This is a genomic window from Paenibacillus sp. BR2-3 (assembly GCF_046529485.1).
In the GTDB taxonomy this organism is placed as follows: domain Bacteria; phylum Bacillota; class Bacilli; order Paenibacillales; family Paenibacillaceae; genus Paenibacillus_AQ.
This window is the reverse complement of the sequence record NZ_CP126311.1, coordinates 2,757,128-2,778,905: the sequence shown is the minus strand read 5'-3', so window position 1 is coordinate 2,778,905 and position 21,778 is coordinate 2,757,128. Positions and strand designations below refer to the sequence as shown.

The 21,778-nt window shown below is 48.5% G+C and carries 19 protein-coding genes; 4 read left to right on the top strand and 15 right to left on the bottom strand.

Annotated elements, in window-relative coordinates; translation table 11 throughout:
* Positions 1-9 precede the first annotated feature (9 nt).
* From PaeBR_RS13265 to PaeBR_RS13235, 7 genes are all read right to left on the bottom strand, one after another.
* Positions 10-516: a DUF4178 domain-containing protein gene (locus PaeBR_RS13265; RefSeq protein WP_410511061.1), complete on the bottom strand. Its 507-nt coding sequence runs from the start codon at positions 514-516 to the stop codon at positions 10-12.
* A 29-nt stretch (positions 517-545) separates the two neighbouring features.
* On the bottom strand, positions 546-926 hold the full coding sequence (locus PaeBR_RS13260) for a DUF350 domain-containing protein (protein WP_410515177.1): 381 nt from the start codon (positions 924-926) through the stop codon (positions 546-548).
* Between the two features lie 139 nt (positions 927-1,065).
* A complete protein-coding gene (locus tag PaeBR_RS13255; protein WP_410511060.1) occupies positions 1,066-1,734 on the bottom strand; it encodes a PspA/IM30 family protein in 669 nt (222 codons plus the stop codon).
* Between the two features lie 70 nt (positions 1,735-1,804).
* Entirely contained in the window at positions 1,805-2,143 is a 339-nt protein-coding gene (locus PaeBR_RS13250) for a hypothetical protein (RefSeq protein WP_410511059.1), read from the bottom strand.
* A gap of 36 nt (positions 2,144-2,179) precedes the next feature.
* Positions 2,180-3,112, bottom strand: a complete 933-nt coding sequence (locus PaeBR_RS13245; protein WP_410511058.1) for a dihydroorotate dehydrogenase — start codon at positions 3,110-3,112, stop codon at positions 2,180-2,182.
* Complete coding sequence (locus tag PaeBR_RS13240) at positions 3,105-3,809, bottom strand: dihydroorotate dehydrogenase electron transfer subunit (RefSeq protein WP_410511057.1); 705 nt, start codon at positions 3,807-3,809, stop codon at positions 3,105-3,107. The genes PaeBR_RS13245 and PaeBR_RS13240 overlap by 8 nt, the downstream gene beginning before the upstream one ends.
* Positions 3,810-3,895: 86 nt before the next feature.
* Complete coding sequence (locus tag PaeBR_RS13235; protein ID WP_410515176.1) at positions 3,896-4,930, bottom strand: NADH:flavin oxidoreductase/NADH oxidase; 1,035 nt, start codon at positions 4,928-4,930, stop codon at positions 3,896-3,898.
* Between the two features lie 189 nt (positions 4,931-5,119).
* On the opposite strand from PaeBR_RS13235, the gene PaeBR_RS13230 reads away from it, so the two are divergent.
* Positions 5,120-5,926 (top strand): polysaccharide deacetylase family protein, encoded by an 807-nt coding sequence (locus tag PaeBR_RS13230; RefSeq protein ID WP_410511056.1) that lies wholly within the window; start codon positions 5,120-5,122, stop codon positions 5,924-5,926.
* 38 nt (positions 5,927-5,964) lie between these two features.
* On the opposite strand, the gene PaeBR_RS13225 is transcribed toward PaeBR_RS13230, so the two are convergent.
* Entirely contained in the window at positions 5,965-6,630 is a 666-nt protein-coding gene (locus PaeBR_RS13225; protein WP_410511055.1) for a 3D domain-containing protein, read from the bottom strand.
* A gap of 264 nt (positions 6,631-6,894) precedes the next feature.
* Here PaeBR_RS13225 and ppk1 point away from each other — a divergent pair, with 264 nt between their 5' ends.
* On the top strand, positions 6,895-9,009 hold the full coding sequence (ppk1, locus tag PaeBR_RS13220; protein WP_410511054.1) for a polyphosphate kinase 1: 2,115 nt from the start codon (positions 6,895-6,897) through the stop codon (positions 9,007-9,009).
* Here the strand turns inward: ppk1 and PaeBR_RS13215 are convergent.
* From PaeBR_RS13215 to PaeBR_RS13200, 4 genes are all read right to left on the bottom strand, one after another.
* The gene (locus PaeBR_RS13215) at positions 8,957-10,486 is read right to left on the bottom strand and encodes a Ppx/GppA family phosphatase (protein ID WP_410511053.1); all 1,530 of its coding nucleotides are present in this window, start codon (positions 10,484-10,486) and stop codon (positions 8,957-8,959) included. The genes ppk1 and PaeBR_RS13215 overlap by 53 nt on opposite strands.
* Positions 10,487-10,594: 108 nt before the next feature.
* Positions 10,595-11,317: an amino acid ABC transporter ATP-binding protein gene (locus PaeBR_RS13210; RefSeq protein WP_410511052.1), complete on the bottom strand. Its 723-nt coding sequence runs from the start codon at positions 11,315-11,317 to the stop codon at positions 10,595-10,597.
* Positions 11,304-11,963 (bottom strand): amino acid ABC transporter permease, encoded by a 660-nt coding sequence (locus PaeBR_RS13205; protein ID WP_410511051.1) that lies wholly within the window; start codon positions 11,961-11,963, stop codon positions 11,304-11,306. The genes PaeBR_RS13210 and PaeBR_RS13205 overlap by 14 nt, the downstream gene beginning before the upstream one ends.
* Before the next feature lie 122 nt (positions 11,964-12,085).
* Entirely contained in the window at positions 12,086-12,901 is an 816-nt protein-coding gene (locus PaeBR_RS13200; RefSeq protein ID WP_410511050.1) for a transporter substrate-binding domain-containing protein, read from the bottom strand.
* A gap of 327 nt (positions 12,902-13,228) precedes the next feature.
* On the opposite strand from PaeBR_RS13200, the gene PaeBR_RS13195 reads away from it, so the two are divergent.
* Complete coding sequence (locus tag PaeBR_RS13195) at positions 13,229-14,974, top strand: alpha-glycosidase (RefSeq protein WP_410511049.1); 1,746 nt, start codon at positions 13,229-13,231, stop codon at positions 14,972-14,974.
* Between the two features lie 480 nt (positions 14,975-15,454).
* Here PaeBR_RS13195 and glgA read toward each other — a convergent pair whose 3' ends face one another.
* Both glgA and glgB read right to left on the bottom strand, forming a co-directional pair.
* The gene (gene glgA, locus PaeBR_RS13190; protein ID WP_410511048.1) at positions 15,455-16,888 is read right to left on the bottom strand and encodes a glycogen synthase GlgA; all 1,434 of its coding nucleotides are present in this window, start codon (positions 16,886-16,888) and stop codon (positions 15,455-15,457) included.
* A gap of 30 nt (positions 16,889-16,918) precedes the next feature.
* Positions 16,919-18,856, bottom strand: a complete 1,938-nt coding sequence (glgB, locus tag PaeBR_RS13185; RefSeq protein ID WP_410511047.1) for a 1,4-alpha-glucan branching protein GlgB — start codon at positions 18,854-18,856, stop codon at positions 16,919-16,921.
* 514 nt (positions 18,857-19,370) lie between these two features.
* On the opposite strand from glgB, the gene PaeBR_RS13180 reads away from it, so the two are divergent.
* The gene (locus tag PaeBR_RS13180) at positions 19,371-20,594 is read left to right on the top strand and encodes a glucose-1-phosphate adenylyltransferase (protein ID WP_410511046.1); all 1,224 of its coding nucleotides are present in this window, start codon (positions 19,371-19,373) and stop codon (positions 20,592-20,594) included.
* Positions 20,595-20,694: 100 nt separating this feature from the next.
* Here the strand turns inward: PaeBR_RS13180 and PaeBR_RS13175 are convergent, their stop codons facing one another.
* Positions 20,695-21,777, bottom strand: a complete 1,083-nt coding sequence (locus PaeBR_RS13175; protein WP_410511045.1) for a GNAT family N-acetyltransferase — start codon at positions 21,775-21,777, stop codon at positions 20,695-20,697.
* Position 21,778 lies beyond the last annotated feature (1 nt).

Genomic DNA, 21,778 nt, shown 5'->3' with positions numbered 1-21,778 from the left:
CACCCTCTCCTAGGAAGCCCGGATCACCCTTACATCGCCCGGGATCACTTTCTCGCCTTCATACAGCATAAACCGTCCGTTCTGCCATTCTACCCGCAGGAGACGGTAGTCATCGCTCTGATACTGCCACACATGCTGATCCCCGCCGTTCATAAAGGGAGTCTGCCCAACAACGGCAACATGACCCTCATATTCTTCCTCCAGGAAAAATACTTGATCATCCAGTTCAATCGTGGTGGGTACTTCAGCAGGATTATCCAGCCGTCCGTCGATCGGTTTATACAATCCATATTGTAGCTGTTCACGCTCTTCAATATGCAGATAAGAAATATGAACTCCATCCCGGAGTGTTAGTACTACAGCATTACGCCCACGGTTATGGGTCCGCCCAGTCACCTCATAGGTCACCAGGGATACTTCGCAAATGTCTCCGGGAGCCAGCTGGAGCATGCTTTTTTCAACGGCCGGAGGCTCAGGTTTGGAGAATAGATTGCCAATACGTTTCCAAATACTCATGATTAACCAACCTTTCTATAAATCATCAATTATAAAAAAGCTGAAATGATTAACGCCCCGGCAATATGCAGGGAACCGGAGAAAAGCCCGTAACCGATTTTGCCCTGCTGTGTACCGTGGTCCAGATCCAGCTTCCCCCACTTTCCCAGCAGGAGGCGTACTGTACCTTCCAGGATAAGCAAAAGAACAAAAGAGACTACAGAGACAACCAGCGCTTCGCCCAGCCTGCTGGAGGTGGAAATGGATGAGGATAATATGTAAGCCTGCGCAAGCAGCTTCAGCACGAGGCGGATAGTCACCGCCAGGTTGCCGCTCTTCATTTCCTCCAAATCGTGATATCGGGTAAAAAGCGAATCCACATACATTAGCACAAACAGCAGTAACGTACCGCAAACCGTCCAGACAATCATGGAAACCAGAATATGGATATCCACTGCATTTAGCCTCCGCTTATTCAGTTTTCCTGCATAGATAAGGCGAAGGAGAAACGCTGCTGCTGTCTCTCCTTCGCCTTGTAAACCCAAAGCCGTTGCCAGCTCAAGTTGTATGTTATTGTTTCTCGTATTGCTTCATCAGGGCAGCAAGCTCGTCTTCCACACCCTGATCCTTGTTCAGCTTCTCGAATTCATCATCCAGTGACTTGTTGCCGGAGCTCATTTCATTGCTGGCTTCGGCTTGAGCTTCTGCCTGCAGCATCTTGTCTTCCATGCGCTTAAGTCCGGCAGTTGCCGAATCGGAGCTGAATCCGCTCATCGCTTTGTTGATTTCTGTCTGCGCCTTGGCTGCATTATATCGTGCAACAAGCGTCTCGCGCTTGTTCTTCATCTGGGTCAGCTGTTTGCGCATCTCTTCCAGCTTGCCGCGAAGGTTATCTGCGGAAGCCTTATTCTGCTCGAAGCTGTTCTTGTATTCTGCAAGCTTCGCTTCAGCGGACTTTTTCTCCTCCAGCGCACGTCGTGCCAGCTCCGCATTACCCGCCTGGGCTGCCGCATGTGCCTGTTGGTTGCGCTTATTCGCCAGCGCTTCCTGTTCCTCGTACAGCTGCTTGAATTTCTTTTCAATGGCGATTTGGGCAGCTACCGCTTTTTCGGCATCCTCCAAGTCCTCAGTCATATCGCGGATGTATTGGTCAGTCATTTTAATCGGGTCTTCTGCTTTGTCAATAATCGCATTCACATTGGACATTGTTAAATCACGCAATCTTTTAAAAATCGACATGGTTCATTCCTCCAAAAGATAGTTTGAAAAGCTCATTTGGTATCTTTTACGCAGGTGTGTCACTATCGTTTCAAATTTGTTGCGTTAAATATTGATTAACCTTTTCGTCCACAATCCTCACGACTTCCATAATGCCTTCTTTCGTAAGGTCATCATAATGAATGCCCATAACTACGGTCACTGTCCGGCGCAGCGTTTCAGCTACCCGGATCGCGATGGCCTCGCTGATGGTATGCTCTTTATGATGAGGCACGGCGGAGGTTAACACTTCAATCTTTTCTCCGTCCACATATGCGGTGCTTGCGGCACCGATATGCCGGACACCTCCGGTAATGAGCAGCAAAATATCCCGGCCGACAACCGTAGCGGACACCTCAATATCATCCGGTTGAACATACGGCGAAGTCAAAGGTTATTTCCCCTCCTCATTATATTAACCCGAATTTTACACAATTCCGCGAATTTCGTCCAATGTGCTGATATTTTCCTGGATCATAAACTGCTCAAGCTCATCAACAAGCTCACTTCCGGCCCGCAGATTCATGAAATTATAGGTTCCCACCTGCACAACCGTCGCACCGGCCATAATAAATTCGATAATGTCGGTTGCTGATGTAATGCCCCCCATGCCGATTACAGGAATAGTAACTCTCTTCGCAACCTGGTGAACCATACGCAGCGCCACCGGTTTGATCGCAGGTCCGGAAAGTCCCGCATAGAGATTGTTGAACACACTGCTGCGCCGGCGCACATCGATCTTCATACCGGAAATCGTATTAATAAGCGAGACAGCGTCTGCACCTTCCACCTGGCACATGTATGCCATTTCGGCGATATCCTCAGCATTCGGAGACAGCTTGACCGCCAGCGGCAGCTTCGTTGCCCGGCGCACAGCCCGAACCACCTCTTGGGCAGCACAGGTTTTGACGCCAAAAGCTATGCCGCCCTCCTTCACATTTGGACAGGAGATATTCAGTTCAATCATATCCACAGCCTTGTTCCCTGCACGTTCCCTGAGTTCTGCATCCTCCTGGATCAGTTCCGCACCCCGAACATAATCCTCCAGCGTATTCCCGCCCAGGTTAACAATTCGCGCCGTATCAAGGGTTTCCCAGTAAGGACATTCTTTCTCCAAAAAGGCTGCCACACCGGGGTTCTCAAGCCCGACACTGTTCAGCATACCCGAAGCCGTCTCATATACACGGATTCCGGCGTTACCCGCTTTCGGATTTAAGGTGAGTCCTTTACCGGAGATTCCTCCCAGCTTGGACACATCGTACAGTTTGCCATATTCACGTCCGAAGCCAAAGGTGCCGGAAGCCATCACGATCGGATTTTTGAAATTCACCGTACCAATGGCTGCGCTCAAATTAATCATGAAAGAGCACCTCCTCCGCCAAAAAGACCGGACCGTCCGTACAGGCCTTACGCTGCCCGTCCCGGCAGGAAACACTGCATACCAGGCATGCACCAATGCCGCAGGCCATCCGGTTCTCCAGCGACAGGTAAACATTGGTTTTGCTTCCTGCCGACTCTGCAGAGATACCTTTTAACTGGGCTGCTTTGAGCATAGGATGGGGACCGCATACAAAGACATGATCATACTCCGAAAAGTCAACACTGTCTAAAATCAATCCGCCGACATCCACCGTCAGCTTGGCGGCGTGAGAACGGAATTCCTCCGTCCGGAAAGGTTCACGGCTGAAGCCCAAATATACGTCACAGTTTGGGAGTTCGCGCGCGCAATATAAAAGCGGAGCAATACCAATGCCTCCGCCCACAAGAGCAACTCTTCCTTCTACTTCAGGAAATCCGTTACCGAAAGGTCCTTCCAGCCCAATGGCATCACCCTGCTCCAATCGGGACAGCAGTTCTGTACCCTCACCTACGACGTGGTACAGGAATTCAATTCCATTATCATTCACAGCATGTATGCTAACCGGTCTCGACAGGATCGGATAAGCGCCCCATGCACGCAGCATGTAAAATTGCCCTATTCGGCCACCATAATCCCCTTCAACATTGAGGTGATATACTCCATCTGTCAGCCGCTCGTTACTTATAACCGTTCCCACGTTATCAAGCTCCTTCAAATTTTATCTTATTAACCATGCCTTAGAAGGAGCTTAAAATCTGTGACATATTTCACAGTAATTCAACTCTACTTTCTTCTCCATGTGCCGCGTTCATAAGCTTTGGGCACGTTAGGTGCACCAACCAGCGATTCTTCGGCGTGTAGTGTCCAATAAGGATCGCTGAGCATACCACGTCCGACGGCTACCAGCTCTGCTTGTTCTTCCTTAACAATGGACTCAGCCTCTTGATAAGATTCAAGCCGGCCTACGGCAATTACAGGCACCTGCAGCCCGCTCCGGATATATTCCGCCAAATCCACCTGATAGGCTGGACCCGCATTGGGTCCGCCATTGGAACCGATCGGCCCTTCGCCCCCGGAGGAAACATGGAACATATCTACTCCAGCAGCCTTATAGCGGCGGCAGAATTCAAGTGCGTAGTCAGCATCGTATCCTCCATCCACATATTCCTTAGCCGATATTCTCATCAGCAAAGGCATATCCGCAGGCAGAACCTCTTTTACCGCCTTAACCACCTGCTCACCAAACAAAGCCAGATCGGCTCCGTATTCATCCTCTCGCACATTTGTCAGCGGGGAATGAAACTGGTGAATCAGATATCCATGAGCGCCGTGAACCTCCACCGTATCAAAACCGGCCTGAACCGCTCTCCGTGCTGCCTCCCGGTAGGCCTCTATCATTTCAGCGATACCCTCTTGGGTCAATGCAGCAGGTGTCTTGGAATTCTCATCAAACGGAATGGCTGAAGGCGCTACAGGAGGCTCTGCGTCCACCGCCTTGCGACCGGCATGGCCGAGCTGGATTCCGATTTTGGCGCCATTTGCATGAACACCGTCTGTAATTCTGCGGTAAGCCGCTATATGATCGTCGCTCCAGATCCCTGTATCTTGATTGGTTATGCGTCCATCCAGGTGTACACCGGTCATCTCTACAATAATAAGACCTGTGCCTCCTACGGCACGGCTCACATAGTGAACATAGTGCCAGTCCGTGGGGATGCCATCCTGTTTTTCAACTGAATATTGGCACATTGGAGGCATTACCACCCGATTCTTTAACGTCAACCCTTTCAATTCATACGGTGTGAATAAATTCGTCATTTTTTCTTCATCCTTCCCGTTTTCTATATAAATGGCACCAGGATAAGTATCCCATTTCATTAGTATACACTCATTAACGGCTACAAGAAATGTTTACCGGAGAACTCAGCTTTAGGCATACTTCCGCCCGAATCGGGGGATAACAACGAAGAATAGGGTACGGTTAAAACACTTTAAGGAGGAACCGGGATGTCACACAAATTATTGGGAAAAGTATTGTTTATTCTGATGATTACTTCAATTATCGCCTGCTTTCCTCCCCCGTCTTCCAGAGCTGTACCCGTCTCCGCAGAAAGCTTTGCATCCACCTTGCATGAAAAAAAGAGGCTGAAAAAAAAGAGTCTGACCATAAGCCAGCTGCTGCGTAAGTATCCGGAAACTATAAAGACGAGGGGCCCGCGGATCAAGGCATTAGCGCTCACCTTTGACGATGTTCCCGATCCCCGGTTTACTCCGCAGCTGCTTGATGTTCTGCATAAATATCATATCAAAGCTACCTTCTTTGTGGTAGGCAGCCGTGCACAGAGATATCCCGCGCTGGTAACCCGAATGGTAAGAGAAGGCCATATTATCGGAAACCACTCCTATAATCATTCCCAATTCACAAGGCTAAGAATGAATGCCTATAAGTCGCAAATTATCCATACAGAAAATATTATTAAACCTTTAGCGGGCTATAAGCCCAAATTAATCCGTCCGCCTTACGGGGATATTAGTGAAGCTCAGCTGAGATGGGCAAAAGCTAACGGATATAAGCTGATCAACTGGAATGTAGATTCACTCGACTGGAGGAGTCTGTCCAAGACGCAAGTAAAGGCCAATATTCTTTCACAGGCCGGTAGAGGATCTATCATTCTTCAGCATGGCGGTGGCGGCCGGGGAAGTGATCTTGGCGGTTCCATTCAAGCTCTCCCCGAAGTGATCTCCTACATGCGGGAGCGCGGTTACACCTTCGTAACAGTACCGGAATTACTTCACATTTCCCCATATAAATAAAAGCCCCACTAAGTTCAAGTGGAGCTGCAATTCTATGCTTATTGGATAACATATAATTCTACGGATTGAAAACCGAATTCTGAAACGAAGCTTTGACTGCCGGGAATAAAGATGTCTATCTTATTCCCTTTGATGGCACTGCCCTTATCCGTAGCCGTAGCTAAAAAGGCAAGCTTAGGAAGCCCTGGATGTGAGTGTCCGGTGACCAAAACCTTGGTTCCCAGTGGAATTACATTGGGATCAACGGCGATCGTCCCAAGCTTGAGCGGATTTCCGAAGTAATCGACTGCGCCCCATTTGCCATTCTCGCTGGCTGCAGAGGAATAAGCGGTGGCCTTGACCCGTAATGTTTTGTCGTAGCTGAATACTTTGCCCCAAGCTTCCACAATGTTGGCTCCAGGCTCTACATTCAGACTGGCTGTGATCACCTGGGACTTAGCCGTTTCTGCCTTCACAGCTGCTCCGACTTTCGTTTTGCCGGGAATAATCAGCTTCAGTCCGGTAGTCATATTAAGAGCTTCAACACGGGGATTGGCCTTCATCAGATCATCAAGCTTAACACCATACTGCTTCGACAATTTGTAAAAAGTGTTCCCTTCTTTTGTAATATGTATGGACTCCGCTTGCGCGGGCACTGCATGCAGCAGTACGCTGATTCCTAGAACGGCAGTAATGGCTTTGAATGCTGAAAATTTGAGCTTCATAAATTAAATAATGACCTCCTTCTAACGATAGGCGGGGGACTTTGTGGCTGTCCTTCACACGCACGGGATATTCTTGTACTATGTACATAGCTGAATATATCACAATTTTGTAACCTATGCACAAGAAATTGTTACCACTTCGCAATAACTAGAGGTTTTTTTAAGCGAAATTTTACAAAGAGTTAACAATTGTTCCTTTGGCACATAGTAGAATAATAGAATAGGATAGATAACATAAGATAATGAGTCAACCTTGGAGGTTCCATGAGCGAAGAAGAGAAAAAGAATAATCACCAAATCACTCCGGCGACTGCTTACCTGAACCGGGATTTGAGCTGGATCGAATTCAACCGGCGCGTACTGGCAGAGGCGCAGGACCCGGAGAATCCTTTGCTGGAGCGGGCCAGATTTCTGGCGATCGTATCCAGTAATCTGGATGAATTCATTAGTGTGCGCGTAGCGGGTATTCAGGACCAGATCCGTGCAGGCTATTCCAAAATGGATTTTACCGGCTACACTCCATCCGGTCTGTACAAGCGGCTTATTAAACGTGTCACCAAAATCGTTGCGGACCAGTACCGGACGTTCAAGGAGATTTCCCGGCTTCTGTACAAGGAAGGCATTGTGTTTGTGAATTACGAGGATTTAACCCATGCCCAAAAACTGGCTGCGGAACAGTATTACCGCGATATTATTTATCCTGTACTTACCCCAATGGCAGTTGACCAGAGCCGGCCCTTTCCGCTCGTTCACAGCCTGTTTATTTATTTGGCGGTTGTACTTCGTAAAAACAATCATGAAGAGGAGCCCTATTTCGCAATCCTGCAGATCCCTGCCAGCCTGCCGCGTTGTATCCCGCTTCCGCACCGTTCCAACAGTAAAAAGAGACAGTTTGTTTTTATCGAGGATGTAATCAGGCAGCATATTCAGACGCTCTTCAGCGGCTATGAGCCTGTTGCCGTGAATGAGTTCCGCTTAACCCGTAATTCCGACCTGACGATTGACGAGGAAGGTGCCGAGGATCTGCTGGAGGAGATCGAAAAAGAATTACGTAAGCGACGGCGGGGTGTCCCGGCTCGTCTTGAGGTACAAAAGGGCATTCACCCGTATGCGCTGGAGCAGCTGCAGGCCGAATTTGAAATCGACGAATTCGTATTTGAAATCGAGGGTCCGCTCGATCTGGGATTCCTGCGGAATTTCGCCGGCAGCCTGAAAGGGTTCAGCTATCTGAATTACCCTCCTATCGAGCCTGTCTATCCGGCGGAGTTCGATGAGAATGAGGATTTCTTCGAAGTCCTTCGTGAGCGCGATGTGGTTGTCTATCATCCATATGAGTCCTTTGACGCAATGACCGATTTTATCATTCAAGCCTCAGAGGATGACCAGGTCATGGCGATCAAAATGACACTCTACCGGGTTAGCGGTAACTCCCCCCTGATATCGGCACTCGCGAATGCAGCTGAATCAGGAAAGCAGGTTACGGTTGTCGTTGAACTCAAGGCCAGATTCGATGAGGAACGGAATATCGCCTGGGCACGCAAGCTTGAGCAATCAGGCTGTCACGTCGTCTATGGACTGGTCGGACTCAAAACCCATGCCAAAATCACGCTGATCGTCCGCCAGGAAGGCACGGAGCTGCGCCGTTATGTCCATGTAGGCACGGGGAATTATAATGACAATACAGCCAAAGCCTATACAGACCTTAGTCTGTTCACCTCCCATAATCAAATCGGGCTGGATGCGTCAGAGCTGTTTAACCAAATGACCGGTTATTCCGCGAATTATCACTGGAATTCCTTCATTGTGGCGCCGACCAACATGAGTCTTTCATTGCAAAAGCTCATGCAGCGGGAAGCCGAGCATGCCACTGCCGGAAGGCCCGCACGGATTATAGCCAAAATGAACTCTCTCTCCAATCAGCAAGTGATAGACGATCTGTACAGTGCGGCTCAGGCCGGCGTTAATATTGATCTGATCGTCCGCGGCGTATGCTGCTTGCGTCCGGGGATAGCAGAACTCAGCGAAAGGATCACCGTTCGCAGTATTGTAGACCGGTTCCTGGAGCATTCACGTATATATTACTTCGAGAACGGCGGAAAGCCTGAAGTGTATTTATCCAGTGCGGACTGGATGACCCGCAACCTTACCCGGCGGATTGAGCTGATGTGTCCCGTACTGGACGGCAACATCCGCAAGCAGATTATCAAGATCCTGGAGCTGTCTCTGAAGGATAATGTCAAGTCCAGCTTCCTACAATTTAATGGAAATTACGAACGGCCGGACGACAAAAAGGCCCCCTTCCGGAGCCAGTTTGCCGCGATGGATGTTAAGCGATGGAAGGGAAGTCGAGCTTCACTTTCAAATCCCAAACATTCTTAAATGCCTTGAGGGCGTTCTCTATGTCTTCCACTCCCAGCAGAAGCCTGTGGACGCCTTTAAGTTCAATATCCAGATTGTTGCCGCGTAAGTTAGCGTCCAAATCATTAACAACCCCGGTCTCACTACCGTCCAGTGCAATACTCAACTGGACCAGTGTGCCCAGCTTATGAATCCATTCTTCGTCGGAAGCCAGCAAAATGTCCTTGTGTGCTGTGGACAATTTCTGCTTCCGGCTTTTTGTGCTGTACGAGGCGATCATGGCGCACAGAATCAGCTGACGGTGCGTAAGCCCGCGAATGGGTGAGTTCATCAGCCAATAGCGCGTATGGCGTTTGGATTGATAATAGTTGATATTGGAACCGGTCCGATGCAGCATAATGGACACATAGATCAGCATTTCCTGTTCCTTGGTATTGCCCTCCCCTTTGAGTGGAGCAAAGAGATTGTGGGCCAGCTTGCAGATATGATTCAAATGACGCTTAGAGGTACCGATATCAAATCGTAAAATGGTACTTAGACTATATTCCAGCGCACTGTCACGCACCGGCTCCTTAGGCTCAAGCAGATCATGCAGCATTCCTTCTCGAAGCCCCTCCCCGCTGATCACTGCGCTGCTGGCTCCGATGTATTGGTACACGGTCTGAAAAATAATCAGTCCGGATACGATTATATCCGCCCGGCTCTTGGACAAGCCGTCCAGATCCTTACGCTTGTCGTAAGGCATTTCCGGCAATGTATTCATGAAACGGTCGATAGTTCCTGTGGACAAGGTGTACCCATGCGAATTCTGCAGTGAGTAATCACGCTGCTTCTGATCCAGTTTACCTAACGAACGAAGTGTACCTCCGAGTCCGTATAGTGGCAGACCTCTTCCTTCATTTAGCCAGGAATGCTCCACCAGACGACCGGTTACATAAGCCTGGAGCTTTCGTATTTGTTCCCCGTTCCAATTACCGCCCAGCCCGAACATGACATTGGTATTGACCGCACCGAAAGGAAAGGAAATACTATGCTGGTAGCGCCGTCCACAGAATAAAGTGATCTCCGTACTGCCGCCTCCAATATCAATAACGAATCCATCTACCACATCAAAGGCGTTAATGACTCCAAGGAATCCGAAGTAAGCCTCCTGATGTCCGCTGATCACCTCGATAGGTATGGATGAGGCATCCGATAAATAAGAGATAATTTCTCCCGAGTTGGCCGCATTGCGAATCGCAGCCGTAGCTCCGGCTCTGATTTTATCAACACCAAAGGCTTGGCACACTTCCTTAAACTGCAGCAGAACCGGGACTACATTCTTCATGTCCTTCTGCTCCAGCCTGCCTTCCTTGGTGATCTTCTCACTTAGGCGGGCAGAGCTTTTACACTCCTTGATGATTTTGTATCCGCCTTCCGGTGTTGTATCGTAAATTACAAGGCGTATGGAGTTGGAACCTATATCGATAATGCCAATCCGGCAGAGGTCATCTCTCATTTCAGTATGTACTCCTTTACTAAGTTGATTGATCATTTATTATACATGGTTTATCTGCATAAATGAAACGGCCTCCGGGAATTTTCACCGGGGCCGTTTCATTTATGATTACAGAACTTTACTCAAGAAGTCCTGTGTCCGTATATGCTTAGGGTTGCCGAATACTTCCGCAGGTGTACCTTGCTCTACGATAACACCGCCGTCCATGAACAGAATCCGGTCGCCAACTTCGCGCGCAAAGCCCATTTCATGGGTGACGATAATCATCGTCATTCCGTCTTCCGCCAGCTTCTTCATAACCTCCAGCACTTCACCGACCATTTCCGGGTCAAGAGCTGATGTAGGTTCATCGAACAGCATAACATGCGGCTGCATGGCAAGTGCGCGGGCAATGGCGATCCGCTGCTTCTGTCCGCCGGACAGCTGGGAGGGATATGCGTCTTTTTTATCCTCAAGGCCCACTGTTCTCAGCAGCTCCATGGCGATTTTCTCCGCTTCACTATCCCGCAGTTTTTTCACCTTTACAGGAGCCAGGGTAATATTCTGCAGTACGGTTTTGTGGGGGAACAGGTTGAACTGCTGAAACACCATGCCCATCTTCTCACGGGTGACATTGATGTCGTGCTTCTTCGAAGTAATAGACTGGCCTTCAAAGGCGATTTCACCGCCTGTAGGCTGCTCCAGCAGATTAAGACAGCGCAAAAAGGTGCTTTTACCCGAACCGCTGGGTCCGATGACAACAACAACCTCGCCTTTCTTGACTTCCAAATCGATGCCCTTTAATATTTCCAGCTTGCCGAAGTGCTTTTGCAGGTTTTTAACCTCGATCATCGGTATTCAGCCTCCTTTCCAGTCTGCCAAGCAGCTTGGATAATATAAACGTCAGAACAAAATACATTAATGCTATTACAACTAGCGGAGTCAAACCCTCATAAGTAATTGTGGTTATGGTTCTGGCTTGGAACAGCAGATCAGCTACCCCAATCATGGATACTATGGATGATTCCTTGATAATCGTAATAAATTCATTTCCGATCGCCGGCAGCACACTTTTGAGCGCCTGCGGCAGTACGATATAACGCATGGTCATGCCCTGTTTCATCCCCAGCGAACGGGATGCTTCCACCTGACCCCGATCCACTCCCTGAATGCCTGCCCGAAAAATCTCGGCCAAATAGGCTGAACTATTGATCGTAAGCGTAATTGCACCTGACTGAATCGGTGAGAACTCCAACCCGAATTCGGGCAAACCGTAATGAATCAGAAACAGCTGCACCAGCATAGGTGTGCCGCGCAGGAACTCCACCCAAGCCGTAGCAATAAAACGAAGCGGCCATAAGCGCGACATTCTCAGCAGCGCCACCGCTATTCCCAGTACGAAGCCGCAAAAGACACCGATAACTGCCAATAGCAGTGTATACTGCATTCCGGTTAGGAAAAAGTTCCGGTATTCATAAGCCATATTTAATAGTTCCATATCAAACCTAACCTCCTATCTCCAAAAAAATAGAAAACAGCGGGTTACCGCTATTTTCTGAAGGGTAAAGCACTCTGCAGTAATCTGCAGGTTCATCTCTTGTTTCCGGCCACTCAGGCCATTTATTTGCTTTCAGCCAGCTCGCTCGCCGCAGCAACGTACGCTTCAATCTTGCCTTCGGAGTTCAGACGGGTAAGTGTCTTGTTCACTTGCTCAAGCAGCTCCGCATTCCCCTTCTTAATGCCGATCACGTAACCGTCATCTTCCACCACAGGTTTAGCGTCGGTGATTACAAGGCCTGGCACATTCTTAACAAAAGATTTCGCTACCGGTCCTTCCATGATGGAAGCATCCACACGGTTTGATTGCAGCTGAAGCACGATTTCAGAGATTTTACCCAGTGAGGTCAGCTGTGCTCCCTCAATACCTTTAGCAATATCCTCTTGAATAGATCCGGTTTGAATCCCGATTTTGGCGCCTTTAAGGGCATCCATGGTTGCGAATTTGTCTTTGTCGGCTTCACGGACTACAACGGCTTGCTCAGCTTTGTAGTAGACATCCGAAAGATCAACCGATTTTCTGCGTTCTTCTGTCGGGCTGAGTCCGGAAATAACGATATCGATTCTTCCGCTGGACAACTCATTCAGCAATGAGTCAAACGGCAGGTCCTTAATTACAAGCTCCGCGCCCATATCAGCAGCGATATCCTTGGCGATATCGATGTCAAAACCCACGATTGTATCCTTGCCGTCAACAACCTTATGGAATTCATAAGGAGGGAAATCTGCACTGGTACCCAATGTAAGCGTCTTTGCTGCTGCACTTGTGTCGGTATTGCCTGCTGCTGCAGAATTGTTCTCGTTCTTATTTTGGCCACAGCCGGTAAGCAAGCCTACCGCAAGCAGCATTCCTAATGATATTTTACCCCATTTGTTCATTTCTATATCTCCCCTGTTCTCTTGTTACTCTATATTTACCTCATTGACCGATTTATTATAAATCACTTCGCATGAATATGCAAAGATATTTTTGTAACAATTTTTGAAGAAAAAATTACCCAAATATGAATGGCAGCATATCTATAAAGGATAAAATAGGAAGTGGAAGAATTACTTCTTCTGCTGATCAGCAGCCTATAGGAATATACGCGCACACACCGTAAAACGGTTGTGGTTCATTGAGTTGTTATACGGGGTAATTAATAAGCTAAATGCGCAGATTTCAGGCTGTTCCATGCTCCGTACATTGATATAGGAGGTGCTATCATGCTTTTGGAGGCTTTGTACCATGTGCCCCGTGATAAATGGGCCTATGCTTACGATACAGAAACTATACATCTGCGTGTTCGCACCAAACGGGATGATGTGGATTGCGTGGTGGCCCTGACGGGTGACAAATATGACTGGGAGCATACGTATTATGAGATCATGATGGAAAAAGCCGCTTCGGATGACATGTTCGATTATTGGGAGGGCGCCGTACGTCCTAAGTACAAACGTTTGTGCTACACCTTCCGCATAAGCACGGGCCCGGAAAATATATATTTACTGGATAACGGGACCCGTTATGAATGTCCGCTCCCCCCTATTCACTACTTTGAGTTCCCATATATACACGAAATTGATGTGTTCAAGGTGCCGGAATGGGCTAAGGAAGCTGTATTTTATCAAATTATGCCCGAACGGTTTGCAAAAGGTAACCCGGCCATCGATCCTGAAGGAACCGAGCCCTGGGGCGGAATTCCGAAGCTGGATAACTTCTTTGGGGGAGACCTGCAAGGCGTGCTTGATCACCTGGATGATCTGCTGGAGCTTGGCATCAACGCTATATATTTCACTCCGATCTTCCTCTCTTTCTCCAATCACAAATACGACATCGTAGATTATAAAAAGGTCGATCCGCACTTTGGTGACAATCAGCTGCTGAAACATCTAGTGGAACAATGCCATAAAAGAGGAATTCGAGTCATGCTGGACGCAGTATTCAATCATTGCAGCGACAGGTTCCCGCCTTTTCAGGATGTTTTGGAGAAGGGGGAGTACTCCGTATACAGGGACTGGTTCCATGTGAACTCCTTTCCGGCTGAGATTGTCGACGGTATTCCCACCTATGACACCTTCGGCTTTTTTGGCAATATGCCCAAGTTCAACACCGCTAATCCGGAGGTGAAGTCTTATTTGCTGGAGGTTGCGGAATACTGGATCAAGGAAATTAAAGTGGACGGCTGGCGGCTGGACGTAGCGAATGAGGTAGACCACCATTTCTGGCGCGATTTCCGTAAAGTGGTGAAAAACGCCAATCCGGAAGCTTATATTGTCGGCGAGGTGTGGAGTGACTCGCTGAACTGGCTGCTGGGAGACCAGTTTGATTCCGTTATGAACTACCCGTTCTCCGGTACGGTGCTGGAGTTCTTCAACGGAGGGATGAATGGAGTTGCGTTCGGTCATCGGATTGGCGCTCTGCTTATGAGATATCCGCAGCAGACAAACGAGGTCGTCTTTAATTTACTGGGCAGCCATGATACCCCGCGCCTTCTCACCTGTGTGGGCGAGGACAAACGACGGTTGAAGCTCGCAGTCGTGTTTCTGTTCACTTTCATGGGTACTCCTTGTATTTACTACGGTGATGAGATAGGTCTTACCGGAAATGAAGATCCCGACTGCCGCAAATGTATGGAGTGGGAGGAAGAGAAGCAGGACCGGGAGCTGTACGATTTCTACCGGACGATGATCGCTCTGCGCAAAGAGAACAAAGCGCTTCGGGAAGGACGATTCCGTATACTGCAGGCCTGTGAAACCGATTCGTGCATTGTCTATGAGCGGGCCGATGAGGTGATCCACTTCACGATCTGGATGAACAATACGCCGGACCCCCGAACATTAAGCCATCCCATGGAAACGGATGATTGGCAGGATTCGCTGACCGGAGACCCGGTTGTCCCTCAGAACGGCATAATGAATATACCGCTTGATCCCTATGGGTACCGGATATTGTACCGTGAACTTGCTTAAATAGGTGTTCTGGCGGACGCTCCGCGAACGGACCGTTGCTACAATCGCTGTTGTCTCCAGATATTCTTAATTTACCTAAGGGGTAAAAATCCGGAGACTGCATATGCTTTCGAAGAGAGCTTTCCTTCGGAAAGCTTTTGGGCGACCGCTATCGATTTTCCGCAATCGTTCCGTCCTCTCCACTGCTTTCAGCGGGAATCGTTTCTAAAGCAATAAGTTCAGATTAGATAGATTGAAAAAAAGGACTCCCCAAGATCAGCGGCCTTGGGAGAGTCCTTTATTATTATTAACTATAGAAAGGTGAGAGTAGCGAAGGGGAAGTTTGGAACTGTAGGAGCGATAGCGACCGCCTTTGTCCCCGGATGTTTACCGCTGGAAGCGGTCTAATCCAAAACATCTGGGGATGGGCAGCGGCCGGAAGTCCAAACATTCCCCGTAGTTACGGGTAAACACCCCATGGCATAGATCAAAATCTTTAGTTTAACTTATATATCCCGTAATCTCTTTGTAAATATCAATATATTCCTTCGCAGATACATTCCAGCTGTAATCACCGGCAAAAGCGTTCTTGGTGACCCGTTTCCAATGATCCGGCTTATTGTAGAAAGAGACGGCCCGCCGGAGTGTATACATCATGTCATGGGCGTTATAATCGGTGAAGGTAAAGCCGTTGCCCTCGCCTGTTATCTCGTTATAGGCTTGTACAGTATCGTTCAGCCCTCCTGTCTCCCTGACCACAGGAATGCTTCCGTAGCGCAGCGCGAGCAGTTGGCTTATACCGCAGGGCTCAAACATGGAAGGCATCAGGAACAGATCGCTGGCAGCGTACATTTTGCGCGACAAAGCATCGTTGAACAAAATTTGCGAGGATAACTTTGTCGGATAACGCCACGCCGCTTCCCGGAACCAGCGCTCGTAAATTTCGTCCCCTGTTCCAAGCAGCACAAATTGAATATCGTCATAATACAGCAATTCATCCAGAATACGTGTAACGAGGTCAAGACCCTTGGAGTCCACCAGTCGCGTAACCATCGCTACCATCGGGATATGCGGTGCAATTGGAAGGCCAAGCTCCTTCTGCAGCCCCAGCTTGTTCTCTGTCTTCTTCAGCAGGTTAGAACGGTAGCGGCTGAAAATATGGGGATCACTCGCCGGATTATAGCTCTTGGTGTCAATGCCGTTTACAATTCCGCTCAGACTGTCTGAACGTGAATTCAGCAAGCCGTCCAGACCGTATCCATAGTAGGGTGTACGGATTTCCTGCGAATAGGTTGGACTCACGGTAGTGACTTGATCGCTGTAAACGATGCCGCCCTTCATAAAATTGATGTTACCGTAATACTCCACTCCGTTAAAATAGCTGCTATCCAGCCCCAGAAGACCTTCCAGCACCTCATACGGAAACACACCCTGGTAAAGTAAATTGTGAATGGTGAATACGGTGCGCATCTCACTGTAGAACGGATTAGTCCGGTAATGGCCCTGCAGCAGCATAGGAATAACAGCCGCATGCCAGTCATGGCAATGCAGGACATCCGGCTGGAAATCTATCGCAGGCAGACACTCCAGCACCGCCCGGTTGAAGAACGCAAACCGCTCCCCGTCATCCATGTAACCGTATACCCCATCCCGGCCGAAATAGTACTCATTGTCGATAAAATAAACCGGAATCCCGTCATAAATAATCTGCTCTATCCCGCAATATTGGCTGCGCCAGCCTACCGGTACGTGTACAACGGTTACATGTTCCATCTTCGAAGAGAATTTCTCGGGAATCCCTCGATATTTAGGCAGAATCACCCTTACGTCAACTCCAGCACTTTTAAGTGCTTTGGGCAATGCTCCAATAACATCAGCTAGTCCTCCCGTTTTGATAAAAGGATGGGCTTCAGCTGCGGCGAATAAAACCTTCATCTTTTTTTCCCCCTTGGTAAGGATTTTCCATTAGATTTTGGCAACTTCTTCGCTTTTTCTTTTACGTCCCGCTTTTTTTAACACCAAAAAGCTTAACGGGGGCAATGTCAGCTCCATACTGTGCAGTTGGTTATGCCACTCCAGCTTTTCGCTCTTCCGTGGGGCATTACTTGTCCCTGATCCACCGAAGAAGGTATACTCCGAGTTGAAAATTTCTTCATACGTTCCCGCACTTGGAACACCAATACGGTACAGCAGGCGTTCAACCGGCTGGAAATTAATAATGATGATCAGGGTATCGCCGGGCTTTTTGCCCCTACGGATATACGAAACAACACTTTGCCCGCTGTCATCCGCGTTGATCCACTGATATCCGCTCATATCATGATCAAGCTCCCATAATGCTTTTTCCGATAGATACAGCTTGTTAAGGGCTGCCGTAAAAGTTAACATTTGGCGGTGGCTTTCATAATCCAGCAGCAACCAGTCCAACCCCTCCTGGTCTTTCCATTCGATAAATTGACCGAATTCACCGCCCATAAAGAGCAGTTTTTTGCCTGGATGAGTGATTTGATAGCCAAGCAGCAGACGAAGACCGGCAAACTTTTGCTCGTAAGAGCCCGGCATCTTGCTCAGCAATGATTTTTTGCCGTGAACCACCTCATCATGGGACAATGGAAGCGTATAATTCTCTGAATAGGCGTAGCAAATAGGGAATGTTAACAAATTGTGATGATAAGGCCTGGCTCCGAAATCATGTTCTATGTAACCGAGAGTGTCGTTCATCCAGCCCATGTTCCATTTGTAGTTGAAACCAAGTCCTCCCTCATGGGCAGGAGATGTTACACCGGGCCAGGCACTGGATTCTTCAGCCATCATCAAGGCCTGCGGGTAATAGTCAAAGATCGTCTTGTTCAGATTCTGCAGAAACCTGATCGCTTCCAGATTCTCGAGTCCCCCGTTCACATTGTGCCGGTATTGATGATGCTGCTTCTCGAAGTCCAGCCGCAGCATGCTTGTTACCGCATCTACACGCATGCCATCAATATGGAACATATCGAACCAGAATAATGCATTGGAAATCAGGAAAGAAACGACCTCCGGCTTGCTGAAATCAAAAGAGAGAGTTCCCCAACCCGGCTTCTCGGCCAGCATTGGATCACTGTATTCATAAAGCGGTGACCCGTCGAACATCCGGAGACCGTGGGCATCCTTGGCAAAATGAGCCGGAACCCAATCCAGAATGACACCTATGCCGGCCTGATGGCAGCTGTCAATCAGATACATCAGCTCCTGCGGTTCACCGTAACGGCTGGTCGCAGCGAAATACCCTGTTCCCTGATACCCCCAGGATAAATCATAAGGATGCTCCGCAAGGGGCATAAACTCCACATGAGTATAGCCCATCTCCTGCAAATAAGGAATCAGCAATCCGCTCATTTCCTGATACGTATAAAACTCTCCGTCTTCTTTTTGACGCCAGGTGCCAAAATGCATTTCGTAAATATTAAGGGGTTTGTTATACGGAGATTTATTCTTGCGGCGCCAAGCTCCGTCACCCCAGCGGTATCCGCTTAGATCTGCCACAACCGAAGCCGTAGCCGGACGAAGCTCTGACTTAAACGCATAGGGATCGGCTTTTAGAAAGCTGGAACCATCTGCTGCAACAATTCTGTATTTGTAAAATGTTCCCGGAGCTATACCCGGAAAAAAACGACTCCAAAATCCTGATTCGGGTATCTTATATAATGCATCTTCTTCATGACTTCCGTCCCAGCCATTATGATCGGCAGCTAGTCCTACATAAGTCGCCTGAGGAGCCCACACGGTAAAACGCACACCGGATACGCCTTCTTCCACGGCTATGTGCGCACCCAGCAGGTTATAGCTTCGATGATGTGTGCCCTCATGAAATAAGAAAATATCATCAGGGGAAGGTTCGTTTCCTGTATTAGGTCGTTCTGCCAATTCAACACCGCCTTTTTATATAGGATGCACCTATAACATTACCCCAAACAATGCCATTTGAAAATGATTTGATGTGAAAAGAATTATTTTACCGATTAAGAAATTTATTCATGTAATTTTTCTTGATGCAAAGCAATATATTTCACATAGGTCATTAGCTGAGGAACAGATCATCAGAGACTAGTTGTCTATCACGGAAGGAAAATGATCTAAAGGTTGGTTAGGACATTTATGACGACTGGTTGAAGCTGTTCAAGCGGGCGGAGGGATCGGGATTCACAGCAAAGTAATTCAATTATCTTGTAGATTTTCGGCAGATCCTCTGTTGATTCATGGGGGTTTTCTTCTAGTTTTGTCGGGAGGGAGGATTACTCATTTGCCGCGAAGAAAACCTTGTCCTTGAAGGCACAAAGGAGAGTGGCAACAACAGCTACGTGCTGGGTGTTATGTTTCAACAACACAGAGTAAGGTTAAATAACAGTCATTGACGAAAAATTGGGAGGGACAACACAAAATGAGTAAACAAGATTGCATCGCCATGCTTTTGGCGGGGGGGGAAGGCCGCAGATTGGCTCCCTTGACTTCCAATATGGCTAAACCTGCCGTCCCATTCGGTGGTCAGTACAGAATCATTGATTTCCCCCTCAGTAATTGTGTCAATTCAAAGATTGACACTGTAGGCGTACTGACGCAGTACGAAGCAGAATCGTTACACAGTCATATCGGAGCAGGTGAGCCTTGGGGTCTTCAAGGTAATGATCATAAAGGAGTAACACTGCTTCCTGCCGGTATTGAAGGTAGAGATAACTATTCAGGAACTGCCGATGCCATTTATAAAAATATTGAATTCATTGACAGCCGTAATCCGGAACACGTGCTAATCTTGTCAGGAGATCATATTTATCATATGGATTACCGCAAAATGCTGGATTATCATGTTAGCAAAAATGCGGAAGCAACCATCTCCGTTATGGAGGTTCCCTGGGAGGAAGCCAGCCGCTTCGGAGTGATGAACGTTAACGACGAACTAAAAATCTCGGACTTTGCCGAGAAACCCAATAAGCCGGAGAGCAATTTGGCCTCCATGGGAATTTACCTGTTCCGCTGGGATTACCTGAAGGAACATTTACTTCAGGATGCAGCCAATCCAGAGTCCAGCCATGATTTCGGCAAGGATGTTATCCCCTGCATGCTTCAAGGAAACGATGCTTTGTATGCTTACCGCTTTAAGGGCTACTGGCGGGATGTAGGCACTGTAAGCAGCTTGTGGGAGGCTCATATGGACTTGCTGCAAGCCGAGAGCGGATGGCAGCTGGACAACGCACGCTGGCCGATGTACAGCCGCGCCCGGCGTCCAAAGCTGGCCGTTCACAAGGCGAAGGTTCAGAGCCTGGCAACCGGCTCTCTGGTCAATGAATATTGCACCTCCGAAGGCAGTCTGCATCAATCCGTAGTCTTCGGTGGGGTCGACATCGGCAAACTGTCGATCATCAAGCAAAGCGTCATTATGCCGGGTGCTAAGATAGGACGCGGTGTCCATATTGAGAACGCCATTATCGGTGAAGACGCTGTAATCAAGGACGGAGCCATGATCAAGGGCAGCAGTGACAATATCGTTGTTGTAGGTCCTCATGAGATTGTCGCAGCCAAACCTGTAATCCGGACACAGCCTTCCCGCCTGCTGCAGGATGTTTATGAGAAAACAGGACGTTTACGTGCGGAAGGACTTCCTTCTTAAGGGTATTCCCTGATCTATAAAGGGGCTGCCGCGCCGGTTGTTTCAGACCGGTGCAGCAGCCCCTTTTATTTGTAGATATAGGAATTGCAAATAATTGATGTTAGTTACGGTGTATTTCTCTCCACTCTCTATCCAAAATGCTCATTTCTATGCAGTCTACATAGCGATCACTGAACCATGCCGCTTCACGCTGGATGCCCTCACGGCGAAATCCGGCCGCTTCATACGAATTCAAAGCAGAGGTGTTGAAGTCAAACGCTCCAAGAGATACCCGGTGCAATTCCAGCCCTTCAAAGGCGATGCGCAGCATTTCATTCATCATTCTCTTCCCGATACCACGCCCGCGGTACACAGGGTCCAGGACAACCCTTCCTACTCTGGCAGAACGGTTGTCCCGGTCTATAGCCGCAAGGCTGATATGACCCACGACCTGACCGGACGCTTTATGTACAGCGCTATAGATTAACAGCTTTGAATGCACCGGATGATTGGAATCCTCCATATACTTTCTCAATTCCTGATCCTCAAGAGGGAAGGTTAGCGACGGACCGGCCCACTGCTTCAAAAACTCCGGTGAGACGCTCCAGCTTTTTAAGTAACCGAAATCATCCTCACGGAAATACCGGAGTATAATCTCATCCTCATTACCGGTATCCTCAAACTTCTCATAGAGGTTCACCAGTCGCCCTCCGCCCATATCATTGGTTCCCATATAATGAAAACCGAGGCTTTGATAATAACCGTTAAGCTTCACGTTATGGGCCACAGTATCAAATCTTAGACCCTTGCAGCCCTTTTCTTTGGCCAAGTCGGCGGCGTATTGGAGCATATGGCTGCCCAGACCGATTCCCCGGTAGGATTCCGCAACGGACAACCGATGCAAGTAAGCGTATGACTCATCATTCCTGTAGCCCCAGTACACAGGATCGCTGAACTGCAGCGTGAACATCCCGGCAAGCTCGTTATCCTGCAATGCGAGGTAAACCTCTCTATCCACGAAATAATTGGCTATATCCTCTTCATTGAATTGCCCGGGTGTCCATTGCTTGATCCCGTTGCGCTCCATCCATCCTGCCGCCTGCTGCAGCAGTGTTAGAATCTCTCCGGCGCGGGTATGATCGCCTCGTACAATAGTTATCATGCTCTGAGAGGGATGGTTATTATCAGTAGTACCGGCCTTCATT